Origin of the sequence: Phreatobacter sp. AB_2022a (assembly GCF_026847585.1) — a bacterium.
GTDB lineage: Bacteria > Pseudomonadota > Alphaproteobacteria > Rhizobiales > Phreatobacteraceae > Phreatobacter.
The window spans coordinates 161,105-183,890 of the sequence record NZ_JAPSET010000001.1 but is presented as its reverse complement, the minus strand read 5'-3'; the positions used below and the strand labels follow the sequence as shown (position 1 = coordinate 183,890).

Sequence of the window (22,786 nt, the reverse complement as noted above, 5' to 3'; positions counted from 1 at the left end):
CGCCTTCGCCCGCCAGCCTCCACCGTCCGTGACGGCCAAAGCGGACAGGCGGCGCCGACCGACAGGTCGAACCCGGCATCGATCCGTTTTCGCGGAGACTAACGCGAATTTGGCCGGCGAGCTATGCCGCCGTCCGGCCGAGCCCCTCGCTATTCGGCAGGGGCCATGGCGGCTGCCCCGGTCTGCGCGGCCTGCCGGCGCGAGAACGTGACGATCAGCACCGGCAGAACCAGAAGAATGAGCATCGGTGCGAGCACGATGCCTCCAACCACCACGAAGGCGAGCGGTCGCTGCACCTGGCTGCCGATGCCCGTGGACAGCGCTGCCGGCAGGAGGCCGACGCAGGCTGCGACGCAAGTCATCAGTACAGGTCGCATCCTGACCCTGCAGGCTTCGACGATCGCCTCCAGACGATGGCGGCCGCAGGCGATCAGCGTATTGTAGTAGACGATCACCAATATGCCCTCCATGACGGCGATGCCGAACAGGGCGATGAAGCCGATGGCCGCGGATACGCCAAATGGCGTGCCGGTCAGCGCCAGCGCCAGGATGCCGCCGACCAGCGCCATGGGAATGACGCTAAGCGCCAGGAGCGTGTCGGTCAGCGAGGCAAAATGCGCGTAGAGCAGGAGCCCGATGAGCAGCAGCGTGATCGGCACAATCACCTGCAGGCGGGCGACCGCGTCCTGCAGATTGCCGAATTCGCCGACCCATTCGAGACGCGAGCCGAACGGCAGGCTGACCCGTTCCGCCACCCGTGCCTGCGCTTCCAGCACGGTGCCGCCGAGATCGCGGCCGCGAACCGAAAACTTGATCGGCACATAGCGCTGCTGGCCTTCCCGATAGATGTAGGACGGACCTGCGACGAGGCGGACGGTCGCGACCTCCCGAAGCGGGATCTGCGCGACGCCGCCATTGCCGTCGGCGACCCCGATGCGCAACTCGCCGATCGCCTCGGGGCTCGCCCGGTATTTCTCGGCGAGGCGCACCATGATCGGGAAGTGCCGGTCGGAACCACGCTCGTAGAGATCGCCCGGCGTATCGCCGGCGATCGCCGTCTTGATCGCCGTGTTGATGTCGCCGGGCTGCAGGCCGAACCGGCCGGCCTTTTCCCGATCGACCTCGATCTCGACTGTCGGCTGGCCGAGCGTATTGAACACGGCAAGGTCGCGAATGCCCGGGACATCGCGAATGGCGTCACGGATCGCGTTGGCCGTTCGCGTCAGCGCCACCAGATCACTGCCGAAAACCTTGATGGAATTCTCGCCCTTCACGCCGGACGCAGCCTCGGCGACATTGTCCTCGAGATATTGCGAGAAGTTGAACGCAACTCCGGGCAGTTCCTCGATGAGCCGCGCATTCATCTCCTCGATCAGCCGTTCCTTGGTCAGCCCCGGACGCCATTCCTCGCGCGGCTTCAGCGGCACGAAAACCTCGGCATTGTTGAACCCGGCAACATCGGTGCCGTCGTCGGGCCGCCCCTGCTGCGAGATCGCCGTCTGAACTTCCGGGAACTCGGCGATGACGCGCCGCATCCGGTTGACGTAGGCATTGCCCTCCTGCAGCGAAATGGTCGGGTGCAGCGTCGCCCGCACCCACATATTGCCTTCCTCCAGTTTCGGCAGGAACTCGAGGCCGAGCGAGCGCAGCGTAAGGCCCGTGCCGGCAAGGACGAAGGCGGCCAGAGCCAGCACCACGACCCGGCGATGGATCGCCCAGTCCAGCAACGGCTCGTAGATGCGCCGGATGACGCGCACTGCCAGTGTCTCTGTTTCAGAGAGTCGACCTTTCAGGAGAATGGCGGAGAGCGCCGGCGTCACGGTGAAGGTCGCGAACAGACCGCCGGCCAGCGCATAGGCATAGGTCTTGGCCATGGGCGAGAAGATGTGGCCTTCGACGCCGCTCAGCATGAACAGCGGCAGAAAACCGGTGATGATGATCGCGGACGAGAAGAAGATCGGCCCGATGACCTCCCTGGCGGCGCCCAGGATCGTGGCGATGAAACCATCGCGGCCCGCCTCGTCCGCGTCGAAGCGGCCGTGGCCGGCGCTGCGTTCGGCGAGATGGCGGAAGACGTTTTCCACCATGATGACCGTCGCGTCGACGATGAGGCCGAAATCGAGCGCGCCGACGGAAAGGAGATTGGCCGACTCGCCCATCAGCACCATCACGATGACGGCCGTGAAGAGCGCGAAGGGAATGGTCGCCGCGACCACCACGGCGCTGCGGAAATTGCCGAGGAACACCCATTGGACCAGGAACACGAAGAGCACGCCGAAGACGAGGCTGTGCAGCACCGTGTGAGTGGTGATGTCGATCAGTTCCTTGCGGTCGTAGAGCCGCTCGATCTTGACCCCGGGCGGCAGCACGCCGCCGGCATTGATGCGTTGAACCTCGGCTTCCACGCGCTGCAGTGTCGGCATGCTCTTTTCGCCGCGGCGCATCAGCACGATGCCCTGCACCACGTCGTCGGTATCGTTCATGCCGGCAATGCCGAGCCGTGGCAGGTGGCCGACCGAGACGGTGGCGATGTCGCGTACACGAACCGGCGTACCGTTGGACTGGGTGATCAAGGTCCCGGCAATATCGTCGATCGAGCGGATCAGGCCGACGCCGCGCACGACGCCGGCCTGCGGACCGATCTCGATCGTGTTGCCGCCGACATTGATGTTGGCGTTCTGCAGCGCCTGCATCACCTGTGTCAGCGTCAGACCGGAGGCGATCAATTTCTGAAAGTCGACCGTCACCTCGTAGGTCTTGGTCGTTCCGCCCCATCCGGTGACGTCGATGACGCCCGATACCGCCTTGAAGCGCCGAGCCAGGATCCAGTCCTGGATGGTTCTGAGGTCGGTCAGCGCATAGCCGGGCGGCCCGACCACACGATAGCGGAAGATCTCCCCGATCGGACTCACCGGCGAGATCTGCGGCTGCGCGCCGGTCGGCAGCGCGGGAAGCTGGGCGAGCCGATTCAGGACCTGCTGAAGGGCCTGATCGTAGGTGAAATCGTAGGTGAACTGAAGCTTGACGTCGGACAGGCCGAAGACCGACGTGGTGCGCATCACTCTCAGGTTCGGCACGCCAGCCATCTGATTTTCGATGGGAATGGTGATGTAGCGCTCCATTTCCTCGGCGGAGAGGCCGGAGGACTGGGTGATGATATCCACCAGCGGCGGCACCGGATCCGGATAGGCCTCGATGTTCAGGCGGCTAAAGGCCACGCCGCCGCCGACCAGCACCAGCACGAAGACCAGGGCGACCAGGACACGGCGCTCCAGCGCGAAGGAAAGGAGGGCATTCACTGTGGTGTCTCCGCGGCTCGATCGGACCGCTGTCAGCGCGTGTCGGCGGCCATCTGGTCGAGGAACAGGCTGCCCTGCACGACGACCTGATCCCCGGCCGCGAGGCCTTCGGTGATCTGCACGAAGCCGTCCTGCACGAGCCCGGTGCGGACCTCGCGGAGCGCAGCCCGTCCGGCATCGTCGAGACGCCAGACATGGGCGCGCTCGCCCTGGCGGATCACCGCCCGGCGCGGCACGGCCGGCGATTCGGTCGGCCGCTCGGTGAAGATCACGACGGAGGCGAACATTTCGCGCTTGAGAAGCCCGCGCGGATTGGGCACGGAGGCCCGGACCACCATCCGGCGGGTGGCCGGATCGAGCAGCGGGCTGACATGGCTGATCGTCGCCCGAAAGGTCTGGTCCGGTCGAGCGAGAACGCGGAACTCCATTTCGTCGCCGACATCGACGGCGGGGCTGTCGCCCTCGCGCACGAAAGCCTGTAGCCAGACGGTCGTCGTATCGTCGACGAGAAACAAGGCGTCGCCGCCCGAACCCTGGACGAACTGGCCGGGCCCGACCTTGCGTTGGGCGATGAGGCCGCCGATGGGCGCCACGATCGGCGTCTCGGAATTGATCGTCCCGCGGTCGCGCAGCTGGGCAAGATCGGCCTCGCCCTTGCCGAGGATGCGCAGGCGGTTCTCGACCGCCCGCAGGGCCGCGACGGCGGCGCGCTCATCGGCCTGTGCCCCTTTCAGGTCGGCCTGAGCCTGCTCGAAATCGCGCAGCGTCGCTGCACGCCCGTTGTAGAGATCGCGCTGGCGCCGCTCGTTGATCTCCGCAAGGCGGACCGCGGTACGCGCCTTGTCGAGGCCCGAGACCGCCGCAACATAGTCGTTCTGCGCCGCGACCATGTCGGTTGCCTCGATCGTGCAGAGCACCTGCCCCGGCACGACGACGTCTCCGGGCTTGACCAGAATGCGCACGACCTTGCCGGCATAAGGGGAGAGGACGGGCGTTGCGCGGTCTTCGTCGGTGGCGATCTTGCCCTCGGTGACGAACTGCGGCCGGAACATGCGCATGCCGACCGGCTCGATCACAAGACTGCGCCGCTCGTTCGGCGACAGCACGATGGCACCGTCGGATCTCGGAGGCGGTGCAGTTGCCGCCCGGACCGGGCCGGCCGCGAGGCCCAGCCGCTCCAGCCACGATGCAGCCCCGGGCGCTCCACCGAGGACAAGGCCGGCGAGAACGGCCAGGGCCGCTGTGCCGGCCGCAACGACCAGCATGGCGCGCGCCGCGGAAGACGAGGGTGACCGGATGATCATGACGAAACCTGGAGCAGGCGGACCAGCGCGCGGATCGCACCGGTCTCCAGCCCGATGCCGCGCAGGCAACGAGTCGCAGACGGTCCGCACCGCGCTTCGCCCCGCGTTCTAGTCGACCTGCGGTTGCGTCGTGCTGACGCCCGCCGTCACGGTCTTGAAAGACTGGCGCCGTGAAGCGGCCGCGGTCACAATGCCGCGCGGGTGTCAGCTTCGACCATGTAGCCGTGCCCCCGCACGGTCCTGATCACCGGATGGTCGAACTTGCGGCGCAGCCGCGCTACCAGCACCTCGATGGCGTTCGATTCGTTGTCGTGGTCCTCGCGATAGATATGTTCGCGAATTTCCCCTTGCGGCACGACCCGGCCGGTCTGATGCAGCAGATAAGCGAGCAGCCGGTATTCGAGCGGCGTCAGCTGGACGTTTCGGCCGTTCAAGGTCACCGACCGGCTGCGTGTGTCGAGTTCCAGCCCGCCGGCGATCAATACGGCCGACGCATGGCCGTTGGCGCGGCGCGCGAGGGCACGCACCCGCGCCACCAACTCCTCCATGTGGAAGGGCTTGGACAGATGGTCGTCGGCGCCCGCATCGATGCCCTCGACCTTCTCGCGCCAGCCGTCCCGGGCAGTCAGCAACAGGACCGGCATGGTTCGCGCGCCGCGGCGCCAGCGACGCAGGACGGTCAGTCCGTCGAGCTTGGGCAAGCCGAGGTCAAGCACCACGACGTCGAAATTTTCATGGGCGCCGCGAAACCAGCCGTTCTCGCCATCGAGACAGCTTTCGACGATGAATCCCGCCTGCGACAGAGCCCGGCCGACATCGGCAACGATACGCCGCTCATCCTCGATCAGTAGAACACGCAAGCTCCGCCTCCCGTCTCCGATCACAGGCGCCATCGCTATGGACCTTCGTGCCTTGCGGTGGCCTGACGGCGCGCGCAGGCAAATCGACAGCAATGACGACATGGCGGATGACGTCGGCACGCCCCGTCGCCACTGCATGGCTTGGCAGGACAGGCCTTCCCGCAAGGCGGCATCGGCGGGACGGAGGTTGCTCGCCGCGATGGCCAATGAGACGATCGAGGCCGCCGCGATCCATGAACAGGAGGACGAGTTGGACGGCCTCGACCGCCTCGCCGAAGCGCTCTTCAACCAATCGACCGATGCCATTCTGGCCGCCGACCGGGACGGTGTCATCCGCTTCTGGAATCCGGGAGCAGAGCGCATTTTCGGCTTCGCTGCCGCCGAGGCCGTCGGCCAGCCGCTCGATCTGATCATCCCCGAGGCGCTGCGCGCCCGCCACGGCGCGGGCTATGCGCAGACCATGACGACCGGCACGACACGGTACGGTGCGGGAGATCTCCTCTCCGTGCCGGCCATGACGCGAGATGGACGGCGAATTTCTGTGGAATTCTCGATCGTCCTGCTGCGCGACCGTAACGGCAACCCGTCCGGGACGGCGGCCATCCTGAGGGACGCAACGGCCCGCTTCGCCGAACTCAAGGCGCTGCGGCAGGCCGCGGCGGCTCCACGCTAACCACGGCCGCGCCCCGCGCGGCCCTCGAACAGCTCGCGCTCGCGGGCCAGGCGCTCGCCAACCTCGTCGAAGAAGGCGCGCACACGCGCGGTCGCCTTCAGGTCGGCATGGGTGACGATCCAGAGCTCGCCGGCAAGATCGGCGATCGGCGCCGGCAGCGCCCGGACGAGATCCGGCGCGGCGTCGCCGAGGTAGCAGGGCAGCAGCGCGAGACCGATCCCGGCCCGGGCCGCGGTGAACTGATTGACGAGGCTGTTGGTGCGATAGACGAAGGCCTCCACCGGCACGGTCCGGCCGAGCCAGTCGGCCGCGCCGATGCCCGTGGCAGTCTCCTCCCAGCCGACCAGCTCATGCAGGGACAGATCGGCGGGAACGCCGAGCCGGCCCGCCGCGCGGTCGAGATAGGCCGGCGCCCCATAGACCGCCCAGGCGACGTCGGCGAGCTTGCGTCCCCAGAGGTCGCCCTCCTTCGGCCGGATCGGCCGCAGGGCGATGTCGGCCTCGCGGCGCGACAGGCTCAGCACGCGGTTGTCGATGACGAGCTCGACCACGATGCCAGGATGGACCGCGCGAAAGGCCGCGAGATGGCCGGTCAGACGGCTGTAGGCAAGCGTTTCCGAACAGGTGACGCGCAGGCGGCCGGCCAGCCGGTGATCGCGCCCGGACAGATCGCGATCGAGCGCCAGGACCTCGTCCTCCATCCGTTCGGCGCTCAGCGCCATGCGCTGTCCTGCTGCGGTCGGCGCGTAGACACCGCCCGGAAGACGCTCGAACAGGCGGACGCCAAGCCGGGTTTCGAGCGCCTTCAGGCGGCGGAAGGCCGTGGAATGGTCGATGCCGAGCGCCTGCGCGGCGGTCGTCAGGCTTCCAGCGCGCTGCACGGCGAGAACGAGGCGCAGTTCATTCCAGTCTTCCATGGCCTGTTCATATCATCCGACCGATTGCAACAGCGCAAGCGCTGCCGGCAATCACCCAACGAGCATTGCGGGCGCGCCGCACCTAGATTGGCCGCATCCAATGACACTACCAGGAGTGCCGCATGATCCCCCGCCAGCCGACCTGCTCCCCTTTACCGCCGCGCGGCAGAGCCGCGCAGGTCTCCGGATCGAGGAGGCCCGCATGACGGCGACCGCCGGTACGGCACGGCTCGTGCTCGTCAGCCATCATCTCTGCCCCTATGTCCAGCGGGCCGCGATCGCGCTCGCGGAAAAGGGGGTCGCCTTCGAGCGGCGCATGATCGATCTCGCCAACAAGCCGGGCTGGTTCAAGGCGATCTCGCCGCTCGGCAAGGTGCCGCTGCTGATCGTCCGCGACGACCATGGTGCCGAGACGGTGCTGTTCGAGAGCGCCGTCATCTGTGAATATCTGGAGGAAAGCCAGCCCGGTCCTCGCCTGCACCCGGCCGACGCCCTGGAGCGCGCGCGGCATCGGGGCTGGATGGAGTTCGGTTCGTCGATCCTTGCCGATCTCTGGGGTCTCGAGACTGCCAGGGATGCCGCAGCCTATCAGGTCAAGGCGGCCGCGCTGCGCGACAAGTTCGCACGCGTCGAAGAGCAGCTCGGCGCCGGGCCGTTCTTTTCAGGCCCCGCCTTCAGCCTCGTCGACGCCGTGTTCGCGCCGATCTTCCGCTATTTCGACCTGTTCGACACGATCACGGATACGGCCATCCTCACCGGCCAGCCAAAGCTTGCCGCCTGGCGCCGTGCGCTGGCCGCGCGCACCAGCGTCAAGGCAGCGGTCGGCGCCGACTATGGCGCGAGGCTGCGCGACTTCCTCGTCGTCCATGACGCGCATATCCTGAAGCTTGCGGCCTGATCGCAAGGTTCAAACGGACGGAAGCCGGAACGAGCCGGCTTCCGCAACCGATCCGCCTAGCGCTTCCTCACGTCATCGGCCTCGCATTCTGCGCAGGCCCTGTTCGATGCCAGCACAATTCTCGTCCGACGCAGCCAAGAGTTGCACGGATCGGAAAGTCGGATCAGAACGTTGATGGCCTCTGGGGGAGAATGGGATCGGCGCCGGCATGCTCGAGGTTCGCAATCTACCCATCACCGACGTGCTGGAGCTGAGGCCCCGGAGAATCGGCGACGGGCGCGGCTTCTTCTCGGAGACATTCAATCAGGCGCGCTTTGCCGCCGCCGGCATCGACAGCACCTGGGTACAGGACAACCAGTCCTTCTCGCAGGCGCCGCTGACCCTGCGTGGCCTGCACTACCAGGCTCCGCCCTTCGCCCAGGCCAAGCTCGTCCGCGTTCTGCGCGGCCGCGCCTTCGATGTCGCGGTCGACATCCGGGCGGGATCGCCGACATTCGGCCGATGGGTGAGCCTCGAACTCTCGGCCGAAACGTTCAACCAGATCCTCATTCCGATCGGCTTTGCCCACGGCATCCTGACGCTCGAGCCGGACACCGAGATCTTCTACAAGGTCTCCGCCCCCTATTCGGCGGCGCACGACCGGACGATCCGCTACGACGATCCGGCCTTCGGCATCGCCTGGCCGCTCGACGGGACGAAGCCGCAGCTGTCGGCCAAGGACGAGGCCGCTCCCGGCTTCGCCGCGACGGGCACGCCGTTCTCCTTTGCCGGGACGGCGCCATGAACATTCTCGTCACGGGAGGAGCGGGTTTCATCGGTTCCGCGCTCTGCCGCCATCTGATCGCGGAAACGGAGCACCGGGTGATCAATCTCGACAAGCTCACTTATGCCGCCGCCCCCGGCGCGCTCGCGGCCGTCGAGTCCGATCCGCGCTATCGTTTCGTGCGCGGCGACATCGCCGATCACGCCCTGGTGGCGGATCTCCTCGTCGCGGAACGGATCGACATCGTCATGAACCTTGCCGCGGAAAGCCATGTCGACCGCTCGATCGACCATGCCGGCGCGTTCATCGCGACCAATATCGTCGGCACCTACCAGCTTCTGGAAGCGGCGCGTGGCTATTGGAGCGCACTGCCGGCGGGCCGCAGGGAACGGTTCCGGTTCCACCATGTCTCGACCGACGAGGTCTATGGCGACCTGCCATTCGACGGATCGCCGTTTTCGGAGCGGAGCCCCTACGCGCCGTCCTCGCCCTATTCCGCCTCCAAGGCGGCGGCCGACCATCTCGCCATGGCCTGGCAGCGCACCTATGGCCTGCCGGTCATCGTCTCCAACGCCTCCAACACTTACGGGCCTTTCCAGTTTCCCGAAAAGCTGATCCCGCTGGTCATCCTCAATGGGCTTGCGGGGGCGCAACTGCCGGTCTACGGCCGCGGCGCCAATGTGCGCGACTGGCTGCACGTCGAGGATCACGTGCGCGCACTGATCCTGATCGCGACGCGGGGGGAACCGGGACGCAGCTACAATGTCGGCGGCCGCAGCGAGCGCTCCAACCTGAGCGTCGTCGAGACGATCTGCGACCATCTCGACCGCCTGATGCCTGATGGCGCTGGCAGCCGTCGCCGGCTGATCGGCTTCGTCGCCGATCGGCCGGGCCATGACTTGCGCTATGCGGTCGATACGACGCGGCTCGCGACCGAGCTCGGCTGGCGCGTGCGGGAAAGCTTCGAGAGCGGCCTCGAAAAGACCGTGCGCTGGTACATCGACAACGAGGCCTGGTGGCGGCCGATCCGCGACGGACACTATGCTGGCCAGCGGCTCGGCCTGGCCTCGTGACCGCCGCGCCGGGCGAGGCCCCGGGATCGGGCCGGCAGTGCATCGCGTGCAGGCCGGAATTCGGACCACCATGGAGCGGAGTGCTGCTGGGGTGAAGCTGCTGGTCACAGGCCGCCAGGGCCAGATTGCGCAGGCCCTCGCCGGCCTCATCCGACCGGACGTCACGATCGTGGCGCTCGGCCGGCCGGACGTCGACATCCGCGACAGGATCTCGCTCGACCGGGCGATCGCCCGCAACCGGCCCGATATCGTCGTGAACGCCGCCGCCTACACGGCCGTCGACAAAGCGGAAAGCGACAGCGTCCTCGCCTTTGCGATCAATGCCGAGGGCGCCGGCCATGTCGCGGCGGCGGCCGAGGCCGCCGGCCTGCCGGTCCTCCACCTGTCGACCGACTACGTCTTCGCGGGCGACAAGGACGACGCCTATCGCGAGACCGACCCGGTCGCGCCGCTCAACGTCTATGGCCGGTCGAAGCATGTCGGCGAACTTGCTGTTGCGGCGGCCAACCCCGCTCATGCCATTCTGCGGACCGCCTGGGTCTATGGCCCCCACGGGACGAATTTCCTGACGACCATGCTGCGTCTCGCCGGCGAGCGCGACAGCCTGCGGGTCGTCGCGGACCAGCGGGGAACGCCAACCCACGCCGGCGACCTTGCCGAAGCCATTCTCATTGCCGCCCGCGCGGTGACGGCCGCGCCGAAGGCCGAAAACTGGCGCGGCCTGTTCCATGTCGCCGGCACCGGCGAGACGAGCTGGGCCGGTTTCGCGACCGAAATCTTTCGCCAGTCGGCCGCACGCGGGGGCCCGTCGGCGCATGTCGAGCCGATCGCGACGGCCGATTATCCCACCCCGGCCCGCCGGCCAGCCAATTCCCGCCTCGATGCCGGTCGTTTCCACACGACGTTCGGTCATGTCCTGCCACACTGGACGAGTGGCGTCGCCCGCTGCCTCGACGTTCTGGACAAGGCCGCGCCGTGACCCTACCGCTTCCACCCGTCGTCTTCGTTCACGTCCACTATCCTGACATCTGGCGGGAGATGGCGGCAGACCTCGCCGTCGCCTTCGACCGGCCGTTCGGGCTGGTGCTCACGGCGTCCTGCGCGACGACGTCGCTCGTGCGGCCGCAGACGCCCCATCTCTGCTTCGTCCACGAGATCCAGGTCGAAAACCGCGGCCGCGATGTCCTGCCCTTTCTCATCGCCCTGAATCGGCTCGACCTGACCTTCGACATCGGCCTGAAGCTGCACACCAAACATTCGGAGCATCATGATTCAGGCGACGACTGGCGGCGCTTCCTGATCCGGTCGCTGCTTGCCGGCAGCGGCAGCCCGGATGCTCTCGCCCTGATGGAACGCCTGCCGGTGCTCGGGCTGATGGCGCCGGCCGCCCATCTCCTGCCGCTCGACCGGCGCATCGGCCTCAATGGCCCCGCTCTGGCGGCGCTCGCGCCGCGGATCGGCCTGAGCGGCGACCTTGCCGCGATCGAGAAGCTCTTCTTCGCCGCGGGCACGATGTTCTGGTTCCGCCGCGCGGCCCTCACGCGCTTTCGCGATCTCGACGACCTGTTCGAAGCGGAGCGCCGCCAGACCGACGGCACCGCCGCGCATGCCGCCGAACGCCTGTTTGCCGCCGCGGTCGAACATGCCGGCTTCGTCGCCGCGTCGATGGATGCCGTGCCGGTTCTGCGTGTGCTGGGCGAAGGCGCCGTGCCATTGCCTGACAGGGCCGATCTTGCCGCAATAGCACGGGCCGAGGCCATCAAGGACAATCCTTTCACCAGCCCGGTCTCAGCCCTGCTGCGCCGGCATCGCTGGCTGCTCGTTGCCGCGCATCACGCATCGGCACGCCTGCCCTATCCGCTCTGGCGGCTGGCGCGGCGGCTGTTCCGACTGGTCGCGACACGCTAGCGCCCATGACGGTGGGTTGCCGGGTAGCGGCCCCACATTGTTTCCCGCACTGGTATCGGTTAGGCATTCGATGCAGCGACAAGTCGTGACGGCTTGCCGCGCGGGCCCATCCACGGCCTGATCGAAACCCCTGCGGCCGAGGTATGACCGTGCTGCTCCTTTCGCCCCAGGCCGCCGGCACGGATCTGGTCGCGGCCATCGATCGCTATTCGTTCTTCCATGGCGTCCTGCATATGGCCGGCCATGCATTCAGCCGCGGCCAGCCGATCACGAGCCTCGTGCTCCGGCTCGCCGACGGCCGGGACCTGCCGGTCACGCAGTCCGGCCTGCCCAGCCCCGATCTCGCGCGCATCCATGGCCGCCATGCCGCGGCCTGCCGCTTCGACCAGGCCTACCACGTCGGACACGATCCCCAGCCGATTCTCGGCGCCCAGCTCGTCGCGAGCTTCGCCGATGGCGGAACCCAGGCGATTCAGCCGGCGGCCAAAGACCGGAGCGATCCGTCCTACGACATCCTGAATCGCTTCTTCGCGCAGCTTGCGCGGCGTCCTCCGGGCCACTTTCTGGAAGTCGGCTCCCGCGCCAGGACCGGCATGATCTACAAGTCGATGCTGCCGCCGGACTGGCGTTATACCGGCTTCGACATCATGGACGGCCCGAATGTCGACATCGTTGGCGACGCCCACCATGCGAGCCGCTTCCTGCCGTGGAACAGCTTCGACGCGGTGATGTCGATCGTGGTCTTCGAGCACCTGCTGATGCCCTGGAAAGCGGTGATCGAGATCAACCGGCTGCTCCGCGTCGGCGCTCTCGGTCTCATCATGGCGCCGCAGACCTGGCCGCTGCACGAGGAACCCTGCGACTACTTCCGCTTTTCGAAACACGCCTGGAAGGCGCTGTTCAACCGCGCAACCGGCTTTGAGATCGTCGAAGCCGATCATGGCGCCACCGCCTATGTCGTAGCCCGCAACCTGACCGGTGGCAGCGTCTTCGGCGAAATTCACACGACCGCCCTGATGTCGACGGTCATCTTTCGCAAGGTCGCCGATACCAAGCTGGACTGGCCCGTCGAGGCAGACGAGATCGCCGACGACGTCTATCCATTCTGATCGCTCAACGCCTGCGGCGCGCGAAGATGGTCAGGGCCGGCCCGGCCGGATGGTCGGGATCGACAGGGCCCATCGCGAGATCATCGAAGCCGAGCGTCGCGAGAGCCTGCAGCAGGTCGGCGCGCGCCATCCAGCGCGGCTCTGTGTCGGGTCCGCCGCAGAATTTCGGGTCGGCCGTGCCTGTGTAGGGCCTGACATGAAGGGGAACGCGACGGCCCCGCCACTCCCGTTCCTCCGTCCGTACGATCAGGGCGCGGCGCGGATCGCCTGCCGGCATCGCCGCATCGTCCACGACATGGGTCCAGAGGAACAGGGCGTCGGTGCGCGCCGCCAGCAGATCGAGCAGCCGCAGCGGGTCGAGAGCGTGATAGAGCACGCCGCTGGCAACGATCAGCGGCCAATGCCGGCCATCCTCCTCGAGGAAGCCGACAAAATCGCCCAGCAGGAACGACGCATCGCGCAGCCCGCGCAGTTCCTTGACGACGAGGCAGCGGAGGAAGGCATCGCGGTTCGCCTCCACCCCCAGCACGCCGTTTGCGCCGGCCTGCAGCAGCATCGCGGTGTGGCTTGCTTCGAGCGGCCCGAGCTCCAGGACGTCGAGGCCTTCCACGCCGCCCATTTCGGCAATCAGCCATTTGATCCGGTGATCGTCGTAAAGCTCCGTCGCGCCGGCGCTGACGCCGACCGACGGCGGCAGGGCGCCGACCCAGGATCCCGCAAAAAGGTCGACCATGGCCTGCGGCCGGGGCGCGCCGCGGACATATTTCGGCGCGCCGGCATCATGCGCCGCCGCCATCGGTTGCGGGCGCACATGCACGCCGCCCTCGGCAGCCTCCAGCAGGGCGCAGCGGGCGAGCTCGGAGCGCTCCGGCACCTCGCCCGACGCTGAGCGCTGCAGCACCACCATGAACTCGCAGCCGATCGTCGGATGAAAGAAGGCTTCGCCCATCGCGATGAGGCCAAGCGCACGGAGGTCGCTGAAGATCAGCCGGCAGCTCGACGGTGTGAACACCCAGGCATGGCAATCGACATAGTCGGCGGCATTTTGAACGGCGAAGGCGTAGCCTGCAGCCGGCGTGCCGGCAAAGGCGAAGTTGCCGGCGTCGGGACCGGCCCAGACCTGCACCCCATCGCGGGTGGCGTTCATCCCGTAGTGATCGTAGAGCGCGCCGGGATCGTGCCGCCGCTGCCCTGCAAGGAATGCGCGCAACATCTGCCCGGCGGTGCTGACCGGCCTCAGATAGTCGAAACAGAAACGGCGATCGGGAATGAGCAGAATGAGCCGGCCGGTGTCCTTCAGCGCCCTTTCGCAACGCTGCAGGAAATGGATGGGATCGGGCAGGTGTTCGAAGACATGGCTCGCGACGATGTAGTCGAAGCGTTGGCCGTCATCGAGCAGGTCGGTGAACTCACCGCCATCGTCGATGGCATCGACGGGCTCGATCCGGTCCACATCGACGCCATGCGGGCGATATTTCGTGCGCAGGGCCTCCTGGTCCGCGTGATCGACGACCAGGACACCGTAGCCCTGGGCCTTGGGCAGGATCGGCGCATAGGACGCACCGAGTTCGATGCCCCGATCCGACTTGCCGACCGTTTCGCGAATAAGTTGTCGAAAATCCATGGCCCGGCCCCGGAGCGGGTGCTAGAGAGAGCGGATCCGCCATCGGCGGACGCTACCGATTCCTCGCTCAAGGGCCGATCGCAGATCAAGCGCTGCGCTGGAGAAAAAACGAGATATGGGCAGTTTTCTTCGCCGCCTGAAGCCCATTGCCGATCGGATCGTTTATCATTCTTTCTGTTTTGCTTTAAAGGTGGTTCAAACGCCCAGCGTTTTACGTGATGCGACGCCAGTCTTCAGCGCGGATGAAATCATCCGGCCAGCCGACGGCGATGTCTACGCCATTGTCCTCAAATATGGCGGCTTCACTCTGGGCGACGATTTCCGCGACCTTTTAAGCACATTGCAGGCACACAAGGTCAATATCATCGCTGTCGTCAACGGGAACATCTCCGACGACCTCAGATCGACCCTCAAGCAATACGCCCATCGTCTTCTCGTTCGCGAAAACATCGGACGAGATTTCGGCGGATACAGGGCCGCAACCCTGCACCTGCATCGCGAGGGATTGAAGCCAGGTCGGATTCTATACTGCAACGACAGCGTGGCCTATATTAAGGGCAAGGCGCTCGAACATCTGGTCAGGTCCCTGTCCGACAGCCGCCATGATGTCGTCGGAAGCTTCGAGAATCACGAGTTCGAGCACCATGTCGGTTCTTACGTCTTTTCCATCTCTGGAAACGTCTTCTGCAATCATCAGTTTCAGAAGTTCTGGGAGCGTTACCGGCCCTACGACATCCGGCCCTACGCCATCAAGAACGGCGAAATCGCACTGTCGCGCGTCCTGAAACGCTGTGGCTACAGTCTCGATGTTGTCTATTCGGCCGAGCGCCTCGCCGAGGCCCTGTATGCGCTCGACCTGCCCCGCCTCACCGAGCTGATACGCTACACACGGCCGGCGTTCCGGCTGCAACCGCTCGACGCACTGATGACGCGCTCGGTCGCGGCCCAGTCACTTTCTGACATCCTTGGCCGGCGCGAAGAAAGCGAGATAGCGCCTTCGACAGGGACCCCGACGATTGCCGCCTATGCGGCGCGGAGGAAGGCGGCACGTGCGGCCAGGACGGAGAGCGTCACGGGCGACACGGTGGCGGAACGGCTGGCCTGCGATGCCCTGGTCGACCGCCTGATGATGGAAGTCACCCAGGGCAGCCAGATTCATCTGGGCTTCGGCCTGTTTCATCGGGTCCTCGATGCTCCCCTCATCAAGAAGGACCTTCTGGCGCGGGCCATCTATCTCGAACATGACTGCACGATGATCCTGGAACGGCTGCCGGCTGACGCACGCGCCGCGATCATGCGTGAACTGGTCAACAGGGGCCGCCCGCTCAATGTGCACGGTTTCAGGCGCTTCCTGCTGAAGCACGGCCTCATCTGACCTTTCCGACGGATCGCCGAACGCGGCGGGCCGGTGCCCTGCCAGCCGCCGCCCTGAACCGCCGCATCGGCGATGGTTGGCACGCTCGCAGAAAAGAGGTATATGAAATACCTCTTTTGCGGATCGTTTCTGCCAGCAGGCCCGATCATGGCAAAGCCGAGGATCAAGCGTGTCTATGTACCGCCCGCGCTCGAAGACGGCGCGCGCGTCCTTGTCGACCGCGTCTGGCCGCGTGGCGTCAGCCGCAAGGCGGCCGCGCTCGCCTCCTGGTCGAAGGATGTCGCGCCGAGCGCCGGGCTGCGCAAATGGTTCGGCCACGATCCGGCCCGCTGGCCCGAATTTCGCGCGCGCTACCGGCGCGAGCTGACGGCCAATCCCGAGCCGGTCGCGGTGCTCAGGGCGATGCTGCGGGAAGGTGTGGTCACGCTCGTCTACGGCGCCCATGACGAGGAGCACAACAACGCGGTCGTGCTGGCCGAACTGCTCGACGAGGACGGCTGATGCGCCTGACCCTGCACACGGACTATGCGCTGCGCCTGCTCATGCTGCTCGCCGCCGAACCGGACGGCCTGCACCGCATCGCCGACGTCGCGCGCCGCTACGCCATCTCGCAAAACCACCTGACGAAGGTCGTTCAGACCCTGGCCGAGGCCGGCTTCGTTCACAGCATCCGCGGCCGCCGCGGCGGGCTGCGACTCGGCCGACCGGCCGCGCGCATCAATCTCGGCGCCGTGGTCCGCGCGACCGAGGACAGTTTCGCGCTGGTCGAGTGTTTCGACGGCGAGCGCGGCGACTGTGTCGTCAGCCCGGCCTGTGGTCTGCGCGGCCCTCTGGAGGAGGCCTTGCGTGCCTTCTTCGCCGTGCTCGACCGCCATACCCTCGCCGATCTCATTGGCAATCCGGGGGCACTCCTGCGGATGCGCCACCTGCTCGGCGCGCGCGCCGCCGTCGAGGCCAGGGCATGACGACACCAGAACCTTCGGCCGCGGAGCGCCGCGCCGCCGCGACCGCCGCGATCCAGGCCGAAACCGGCATCGACGAAGCGATGATCGAGCGGCTGGTGCGCGGCTTCTACGACCGCGTGCGCGCCGATGACCTGCTCGGGCCGGTCTTTGCCGCGCGCATCACCGACTGGGAACCGCATCTTGCCCAGATGTTCGCCTTCTGGTCGTCGGTCGCGCTGATGACCGGGCGCTATCACGGCCAGCCGATGCGCAAGCACCTGCCGCTGCCGGTCGACGCGGCGCATTTCGACCGGTGGCTCGCCCTGTTCGCGGCGACCGCGCAGGAGCTCTGCCCGCCAAAGGCCGCCGCATATTTCGTCGAGCGCGCGCAGCGCATCGCCGAAAGCCTCGAGCTCGGCATAGCCGGTGCTCACGGCGTGATGCTGGCCCGCGGCGAGCGCTTCCGGCGCCGCGCCTGACGGCGGCCCGCCGATCACGCGGCGGCTGGCGCCATCGTGATCGGCATACGGATCTGCCCTCTTCCGACGATTGGCGCGGGGCTCTAGTGTCCTGGATCGGAAACGCGTTTCGGCCCGGCTGCGGGCCGGCAATGCGCTTCCGCATCACGACACGCGCGGGCATCATGGCCCGCGCTCGACACCGGAGGCGCCGGCCCTTGCCCTGGCGCAGGGGGGAGCCAGGAGGATGGCCATGCGGGCGCGCGCGTTCCCGGCAGGTTCGGCCCTGATATTGGCCGCCGCGACTCTCGTCGCGGGGTGCCAGGACCGCGCGGTTGAACCCGCGAGGCCGGCGGCCCAGGTCAAGATCCAGACGGTGGCGCTGATGGACTATGCGCCGACCGTCGCCCTGACCGGAGAGATCAAGGCGCGCTTCCAGGCGGAACTGTCGTTCCGCGTCTCCGGCCGGATCACCGAACGCCTGGTTGATATCGGCAGCCATGTCGTGGCCGGCCAGGTGCTGGCTCGCCTCGACCCGAGCGAGCAGCAGGCCGATCTCGCGGCCGCGCAGGCCAGCGTCAAGGCGGCGGAGGGCCAGGTGCGCCAGGCGAGCTCGGCCTTCGAGCGACAGAAGACGCTGCTCGGCCAGGGCTTCACCACGCGCCGTGAGCACGACCAGGCCGAGGCGGCGCTGCGCACCGCGCAAGGCTCGCTCGATGCGGCGCGCGCGCAGCTCGGCACGGCCGAGGAGGCCCTGTCCTATACGACGCTCAAGGCCGGCGCCGACGGCATCATCACGGCACGCATGGCCGAGATCGGCCAGATCGCGCAGGCGGCCCAGGCCATGTTCACGCTCGCCCAGGACGGCCCACGCGATGCGGTTTTCCAGGTCCAGCAGGCCGCCTTCTTCCGGCAGCCCGAAGCGGCCGACATCACCATCACGCTGGTCGGTGATCCCACCGTCCGGGCCTCCGGCACGGTGCGCGAGATCTCGCCGACGGTCGACCTGCGCACGGGCACGGTGCGGGTCATCCTGACGGTCGCCAACACGCCCGATGCGATGACGCTGGGCGCGCCGGTCGTCGGCTCGGCCCGCCTCAAGGGGCGCCGCGCGGCCATCCTGCCCTGGGGCGCACTGACCTCCGACGGCGGCAGGCCGGCGGTCTTCGTCGTCGACCCGGCGACGCGCATCGCATCGCTGCGGCCGGTCACGGTCCTCGCCTACGAGACCGGAACGGTGATCCTGTCCTCCGGCCTCAGCGCGGGCGACCTGGTCGTCACCGACGGGCTGAAGCTGCTGCGCCCGGACGAAGCAGTGGCGATAGCGGAAAACAGCCCGAGCGGAGCGGGACAATGAACCGAGCGCCAGACCGACATCGGAACACGGCACTTGCCGCCCTGATCGTGGCAGCAGCCGCCCTCGCCGGCTGCAACGACCGGCAGGCCACCCCGCCGCAACCGGTGCGGCCGGTGCTCTCCGTCATTGCCGAGCCGCGCCCCCAGCAGCGCCTCAGCGTTGCCGGCACGGTCCAGCCGCAGATCCGCACCGACATGAGCTTCCGGGTGCTCGGCCGGGTCATCGCGCGCGACGTGCGGGTCGGTGATCTCATCGCCAAGAACCAATTGCTGGCGGCGATCGATCCGACCCAGCTCGAACTGGCGGTCCGCGCCGCGCGCGCCGATCTCGTCAGCGCCCAGGCGCAGCTCGTCAACGCCCAGGCGACCGAGACACGCCAGCGCGCGCTTCTGGAATCACGCACCGCGACCGAAGCGACCTTCGAGACCGCCGAACAGGCGCGCGAGGCGGCACAGGCTTCCGCCGCCCGCGCCGCTGCGAGCCTCGCCAAGGCCCAGGAGCAGCTCGGCTATGCCCGTATCCTGGCCGAATTCGACGGGGTGGTCACGGCGGTCGGCGCGGAGGTCGGCCAGGTCGCCTCGCCGGGCATGACGGTGGTCAGCATTGCCCGGCCCGACCTGCGCGATGCCGTTGTCGACGTTCCCGACGGCATCGGCGGCCAGCTTGCCGTCGGCACGCGGTTCGACGTGGTCCTGCAGGTCAATCCGGCGCTGAAGGTGCGGGGCGAGGTCCGCGAGATTGCGCCCCAGGCCGACCCGGTGACCCGCTCGCTCAGGGTCAAGATCGCGCTGCGCGATGCGCCCGAGGCGTTCCGACTCGGTGCGACGATCACGGCAACGCTGAAGGCGCGCACACCGCCCCGCATCGAGCTGCCCCGGTCGACCCTCGTCGAACGCGACGGCAAGACCCTGCTCTGGGTCGTCGATCCGGCCACCAGCACGGTGGTGCTCAGAGAGGTCTGGCTCGGCGAGCGGACCGACCAGACGATCGTCGTCGCCGGCGGGCTGGAGGCCGGCGCACGTGTGGTGACGGCCGGCGTCAACAGCCTCTCCGCCGGCCAGAAGGTGCGTGTCGAGGAAGGGCCCCGCTCGTGAAGCCGTTCAATCTCTCCGACTGGGCCCTGAACCACGCCTCGCTCGTCTGGTACTTCATGGCGGTGTTCATGGCCGCCGGCCTCTACTCCTATGTCCATCTCGGCCGCGAGGAGGATCCCTCCTTCGTCATCAAGACCATGACCATTTCGGCCCAGTGGCCGGGCGCCTCGGCCGAGGAAACGACGCGGCAGGTGACCGAGCGGATCGAGAAGAAGCTCGAGGAGCTGGAATTCCTCGACTATACGCGCTCCATGACCACGCCAGGCCAGACGCTGGTCTTCGTGCAGCTGAAGCCGACGACGAAGGGCCGCGACGTGCCCGCGATCTGGCTGCGCGTGCGCAACATGATCGGCGACATCAGGGGCGAATTGCCGCAAGGCGTGATCGGTCCGGCCTTCAATGACCGCTTCGGCGACGTCTACGGCAATATCTACGCCTTCACCGCCGACGGCCTGACCCAACGCCAGCTGCGCGACTATGTCGAAAGCGCGCGCACCGCCGTGCTGACCGTGCCCAATGTCGGCCGCGTCGACATTGTCGGCGCGCAGAACGAGGTCATCTATCTGGAATTCTCCACGCGCCAGGTCGCGGCGCTGGGGCTGGATCAGCAGGCGATCATTGCGACCCTGCAGGCCCAGAACGCCATCACGCCGTCCGGCGTCGTCCAGGCCGGCCCGGAGCGCGTCAGCGTCCGCGTCAGCGGGCAGTTCGCGTCGGAGGACAGCCTGCGCGCCATCAACCTGCAGGTGAACGGCCGCTTCTTCCGGCTCAGCGATGTCGCAACCATCAGCCGCGGCTACCAGGATCCGCCCAGCGCCCTGTTCCGCTATGACGGCAAGCCCGCGATCGCGCTCGCCATCGGCATGAAACCCGGCTCCAATCTCCTCGAATTCGGCAAGGCGCTGGAGGCGGAAATGCAACGCGTCCAGGCCGAGCTGCCGATCGGCGTTGGCGTGCACCTCGTCTCCGACCAGCCGAAAGTGGTGGACGAAGCGGTTTCGGGGTTCACCCGCGCCCTGTTCGAGGCAGTCGCCATCGTGCTGGCGGTGAGCTTCGTCAGCCTCGGCCTGCGCGCCGGCCTGGTGGTGGCACTGTCGATCCCGCTCGTCCTCGCCATCACCTTCGTGGTCATGGCCTATCTCGGCATTTCGCTGCAGCGGATCTCGCTCGGCGCGCTGATCATCGCCCTCGGCCTGCTGGTCGACGACGCCATGATCGCGGTCGAAATGATGGTGGCGAGGCTGGAGCTGGGCGACAGCCTGCGCAAGGCGGCCACCTACGTCTACACGTCCACCGCCTTTCCCATGCTCACCGGCACGCTGGTGACGGTCGCAGGCTTCATTCCGATCGGGCTCAACAATTCCAATGCCGGCGAATTCACCTTCACACTGTTCGTGGTGATCGCGGTTTCGCTCGTCGTGTCCTGGATCGTCGCCGTCCTGTTCGCGCCGCTGCTCGGCGTCACGATCCTGCCGGCGAGCATGAAGAAGCATCACGACAGCAAGAGCTGGCTCGCCGCCGGCTTCGCCCGCATGCTCGCCGTCTGCATGCGCTTCCACTGGATGACCATCGTCGTGACGGTGCTCGCCTTCGCGCTGTCGGTGTTCGGCATGCGCTTCGTGCAGCAGCAGTTCTTCCCAGCCTCAGACCGGCTCGAACTGATCGTCGACTGGAACCTGCCGCAAAACGCCTCGATCGCCGATACCGAGGCCCAGGTCGCCAAGTTCGAGCAGGAGATGCTGGCCGGCAATCCCGACATCGACCATTGGTCGAGCTATATCGGCCAGGGCGCGCTGCGCTTCGTGCTCTCCTTCGACGTCCAGCCGCCCGACCCGTCATTCGGCCAGACGATCATCGTCACCAAGAGCCTTGCCGCGCGCGACCGGCTGCGCGCCAAGCTGCAGGACTACCTGAAGAAGACCTTCGTCGGCACCGATGCCTTCGTGAAGCTGCTCGATATCGGTCCGCCCGTCGGCCGGCCGGTCCAGTACCGGGTGAGCGGCCCGGACGTGCAGACGGTGCGCACGCTGTCGCTGCGGCTCGCCGGACTGATCGGCGCCAACCGCCATCTGGGCGACATCGCCTATGACTGGAACGAGCCCGCGCGGGTCGTGAAAGTCGAAGTGATGCAGGATCTCGCCCGCCAGCTCGGCGTGACCTCGCAGGACATTTCGGCGGCGCTCTCGGGGGTCGTGCGCGGCACCTCCATCACCCAGGTGCGCGACGACGTCTATCTGATCGACGTCGTGTCCCGCGCCAAGGCCGACGAGCGCGGCTCGATCGATACGCTGCAGAACCTGCAACTGCCCGGCGCGAACGGCCAGTCGGTGCCGCTCGCCGCGGTCGCGACCTTCCGCTACGAGCTGGAACAGCCGGTCATCTGGCGGCGGGCGCGCCAGCCGACGATCACGGTGAAAGCCGGCATCATCGGCGACGCGCAGCCCGACACGGTGGTGAAGGAGCTCGAACGCACGGTCGAGGCCTTTCGCGCCCGGCTGCCGGCCGGCTACCGGGTGGTGGTCGGCGGATCCGTCGAGGCGAGCGCCGAAAGCCAGGAGCCGATCGCCGCCGTCGTGCCGCTGATGATCTTTATCATGCTGACCATTCTGATGATCCAGTTGCAGAGCTTCAGCCGGCTGTTCCTGGTGATCGCCGTCGCGCCGCTCGCGCTGATCGGGGTCGTCGCAGCGCTGCTGCCGAGCGGTGCGCCGCTCGGTTTCGTCGCGATCCTCGGCGTCCTGGCGCTGATCGGCATCCTGATCCGCAACTCGGTGATCCTGATCGTCCAGATCGAGGAATTGCGGGCCGAAGGCCGCCCGGCCTGGGAAGCGGTGGTGGAAGCCACCGAACACCGCATGCGGCCGATCATGCTGACCGCCGCGGCGGCGAGCCTCGCCCTGATCCCGATCGCGCGCGAGGTGTTCTGGGGACCCATGGCCTATGCCATGATGGGCGGCATCATCGTCGGCACGGTCCTGACGCTGCTGTTCCTCCCGGCCCTCTATGTCGCCTGGTTCCGCATCAAGGAGCCGGATGCGCCGGCTCATGCCGCAGAGACCGGCGGCCCGGAACCGGCCTGAGCGCAGCGGGCTTGACAGCCCTGCCGTTGACGGACGCCCTGCGGGGTGCG

At 67.4% G+C, this 22,786-nt stretch carries 19 protein-coding genes; 14 read left to right on the top strand and 5 right to left on the bottom strand.

The features are described 5' to 3' along the window. Positions 1–149 precede the first annotated feature (149 nt). From OZ671_RS00860 to OZ671_RS00850, 3 genes are all read right to left on the bottom strand, one after another. Positions 150–3,299, bottom strand: a complete 3,150-nt coding sequence (locus OZ671_RS00860; protein ID WP_268858941.1) for an efflux RND transporter permease subunit — start codon at positions 3,297–3,299, stop codon at positions 150–152. Positions 3,300–3,331: 32 nt separating this feature from the next. Beyond that, complete coding sequence (locus tag OZ671_RS00855) at positions 3,332–4,603, bottom strand: efflux RND transporter periplasmic adaptor subunit (protein WP_268858940.1); 1,272 nt, start codon at positions 4,601–4,603, stop codon at positions 3,332–3,334. 185 nt (positions 4,604–4,788) lie between these two features. After that, positions 4,789–5,463 carry a response regulator transcription factor gene (locus tag OZ671_RS00850; protein WP_268859063.1) on the bottom strand — a complete coding sequence of 225 codons (675 nt, stop codon included), beginning with the start codon at positions 5,461–5,463 and terminating at the stop codon, positions 4,789–4,791. Between the two features lie 250 nt (positions 5,464–5,713). On the opposite strand from OZ671_RS00850, the gene OZ671_RS00845 reads away from it, so the two are divergent. Beyond that, on the top strand, positions 5,714–6,136 hold the full coding sequence (locus OZ671_RS00845) for a PAS domain-containing protein (RefSeq protein WP_442957041.1): 423 nt from the start codon (positions 5,714–5,716) through the stop codon (positions 6,134–6,136). Here the strand turns inward: OZ671_RS00845 and OZ671_RS00840 are convergent. Beyond that, positions 6,133–7,053 (bottom strand): LysR family transcriptional regulator, encoded by a 921-nt coding sequence (locus tag OZ671_RS00840; RefSeq protein WP_268858939.1) that lies wholly within the window; start codon positions 7,051–7,053, stop codon positions 6,133–6,135. The genes OZ671_RS00845 and OZ671_RS00840 overlap by 4 nt on opposite strands. Before the next feature lie 202 nt (positions 7,054–7,255). On the opposite strand from OZ671_RS00840, the gene OZ671_RS00835 reads away from it, so the two are divergent. The 6 genes from OZ671_RS00835 to OZ671_RS00810 all read left to right on the top strand — a co-directional run bounded on the left by OZ671_RS00835 (position 7,256) and on the right by OZ671_RS00810 (position 12,804). After that, positions 7,256–7,951, top strand: a complete 696-nt coding sequence (locus OZ671_RS00835; RefSeq protein ID WP_268858938.1) for a glutathione S-transferase family protein — start codon at positions 7,256–7,258, stop codon at positions 7,949–7,951. Between the two features lie 208 nt (positions 7,952–8,159). Further along, complete coding sequence (gene rfbC / locus OZ671_RS00830; protein ID WP_268858937.1) at positions 8,160–8,735, top strand: dTDP-4-dehydrorhamnose 3,5-epimerase; 576 nt, start codon at positions 8,160–8,162, stop codon at positions 8,733–8,735. Continuing rightward, the gene (gene rfbB / locus OZ671_RS00825; protein WP_268858936.1) at positions 8,732–9,787 is read left to right on the top strand and encodes a dTDP-glucose 4,6-dehydratase; all 1,056 of its coding nucleotides are present in this window, start codon (positions 8,732–8,734) and stop codon (positions 9,785–9,787) included. The genes rfbC and rfbB overlap by 4 nt, the downstream gene beginning before the upstream one ends. 91 nt (positions 9,788–9,878) lie before the next feature. Continuing rightward, complete coding sequence (gene rfbD, locus OZ671_RS00820; RefSeq protein ID WP_268858935.1) at positions 9,879–10,766, top strand: dTDP-4-dehydrorhamnose reductase; 888 nt, start codon at positions 9,879–9,881, stop codon at positions 10,764–10,766. Further along, positions 10,763–11,695, top strand: a complete 933-nt coding sequence (locus OZ671_RS00815) for a rhamnan synthesis F family protein (RefSeq protein ID WP_268858934.1) — start codon at positions 10,763–10,765, stop codon at positions 11,693–11,695. The genes rfbD and OZ671_RS00815 overlap by 4 nt, the downstream gene beginning before the upstream one ends. Positions 11,696–11,844: 149 nt before the next feature. Then, positions 11,845–12,804: a class I SAM-dependent methyltransferase gene (locus tag OZ671_RS00810; RefSeq protein WP_268858933.1), complete on the top strand. Its 960-nt coding sequence runs from the start codon at positions 11,845–11,847 to the stop codon at positions 12,802–12,804. A gap of 4 nt (positions 12,805–12,808) precedes the next feature. On the opposite strand, the gene OZ671_RS00805 is transcribed toward OZ671_RS00810, so the two are convergent. Then, positions 12,809–14,428: a class I SAM-dependent methyltransferase gene (locus OZ671_RS00805; protein WP_268858932.1), complete on the bottom strand. Its 1,620-nt coding sequence runs from the start codon at positions 14,426–14,428 to the stop codon at positions 12,809–12,811. 115 nt (positions 14,429–14,543) lie between these two features. Between OZ671_RS00805 and OZ671_RS00800 the strand changes: the two genes are divergently transcribed. From OZ671_RS00800 to OZ671_RS00770, 7 genes are all read left to right on the top strand, one after another. Beyond that, positions 14,544–15,803, top strand: a complete 1,260-nt coding sequence (locus tag OZ671_RS00800; protein ID WP_268858931.1) for a rhamnan synthesis F family protein — start codon at positions 14,544–14,546, stop codon at positions 15,801–15,803. Positions 15,804–15,950: 147 nt separating this feature from the next. After that, complete coding sequence (locus tag OZ671_RS00795; protein WP_268858930.1) at positions 15,951–16,304, top strand: DUF488 domain-containing protein; 354 nt, start codon at positions 15,951–15,953, stop codon at positions 16,302–16,304. Beyond that, positions 16,304–16,768, top strand: a complete 465-nt coding sequence (locus OZ671_RS00790) for an Rrf2 family transcriptional regulator (RefSeq protein WP_268858929.1) — start codon at positions 16,304–16,306, stop codon at positions 16,766–16,768. The genes OZ671_RS00795 and OZ671_RS00790 overlap by 1 nt, the downstream gene beginning before the upstream one ends. Beyond that, positions 16,765–17,226, top strand: a complete 462-nt coding sequence (locus tag OZ671_RS00785) for a group III truncated hemoglobin (protein ID WP_268858928.1) — start codon at positions 16,765–16,767, stop codon at positions 17,224–17,226. Before OZ671_RS00790 ends, OZ671_RS00785 begins: the two co-directional genes overlap by 4 nt. A gap of 232 nt (positions 17,227–17,458) precedes the next feature. Further along, complete coding sequence (locus OZ671_RS00780) at positions 17,459–18,562, top strand: efflux RND transporter periplasmic adaptor subunit (protein ID WP_268858927.1); 1,104 nt, start codon at positions 17,459–17,461, stop codon at positions 18,560–18,562. Continuing rightward, positions 18,559–19,656 carry an efflux RND transporter periplasmic adaptor subunit gene (locus tag OZ671_RS00775; protein WP_268858926.1) on the top strand — a complete coding sequence of 366 codons (1,098 nt, stop codon included), beginning with the start codon at positions 18,559–18,561 and terminating at the stop codon, positions 19,654–19,656. Before OZ671_RS00780 ends, OZ671_RS00775 begins: the two co-directional genes overlap by 4 nt. Beyond that, on the top strand, positions 19,653–22,736 hold the full coding sequence (locus tag OZ671_RS00770; RefSeq protein WP_268858925.1) for an efflux RND transporter permease subunit: 3,084 nt from the start codon (positions 19,653–19,655) through the stop codon (positions 22,734–22,736). Before OZ671_RS00775 ends, OZ671_RS00770 begins: the two co-directional genes overlap by 4 nt. Positions 22,737–22,786 lie beyond the last annotated feature (50 nt).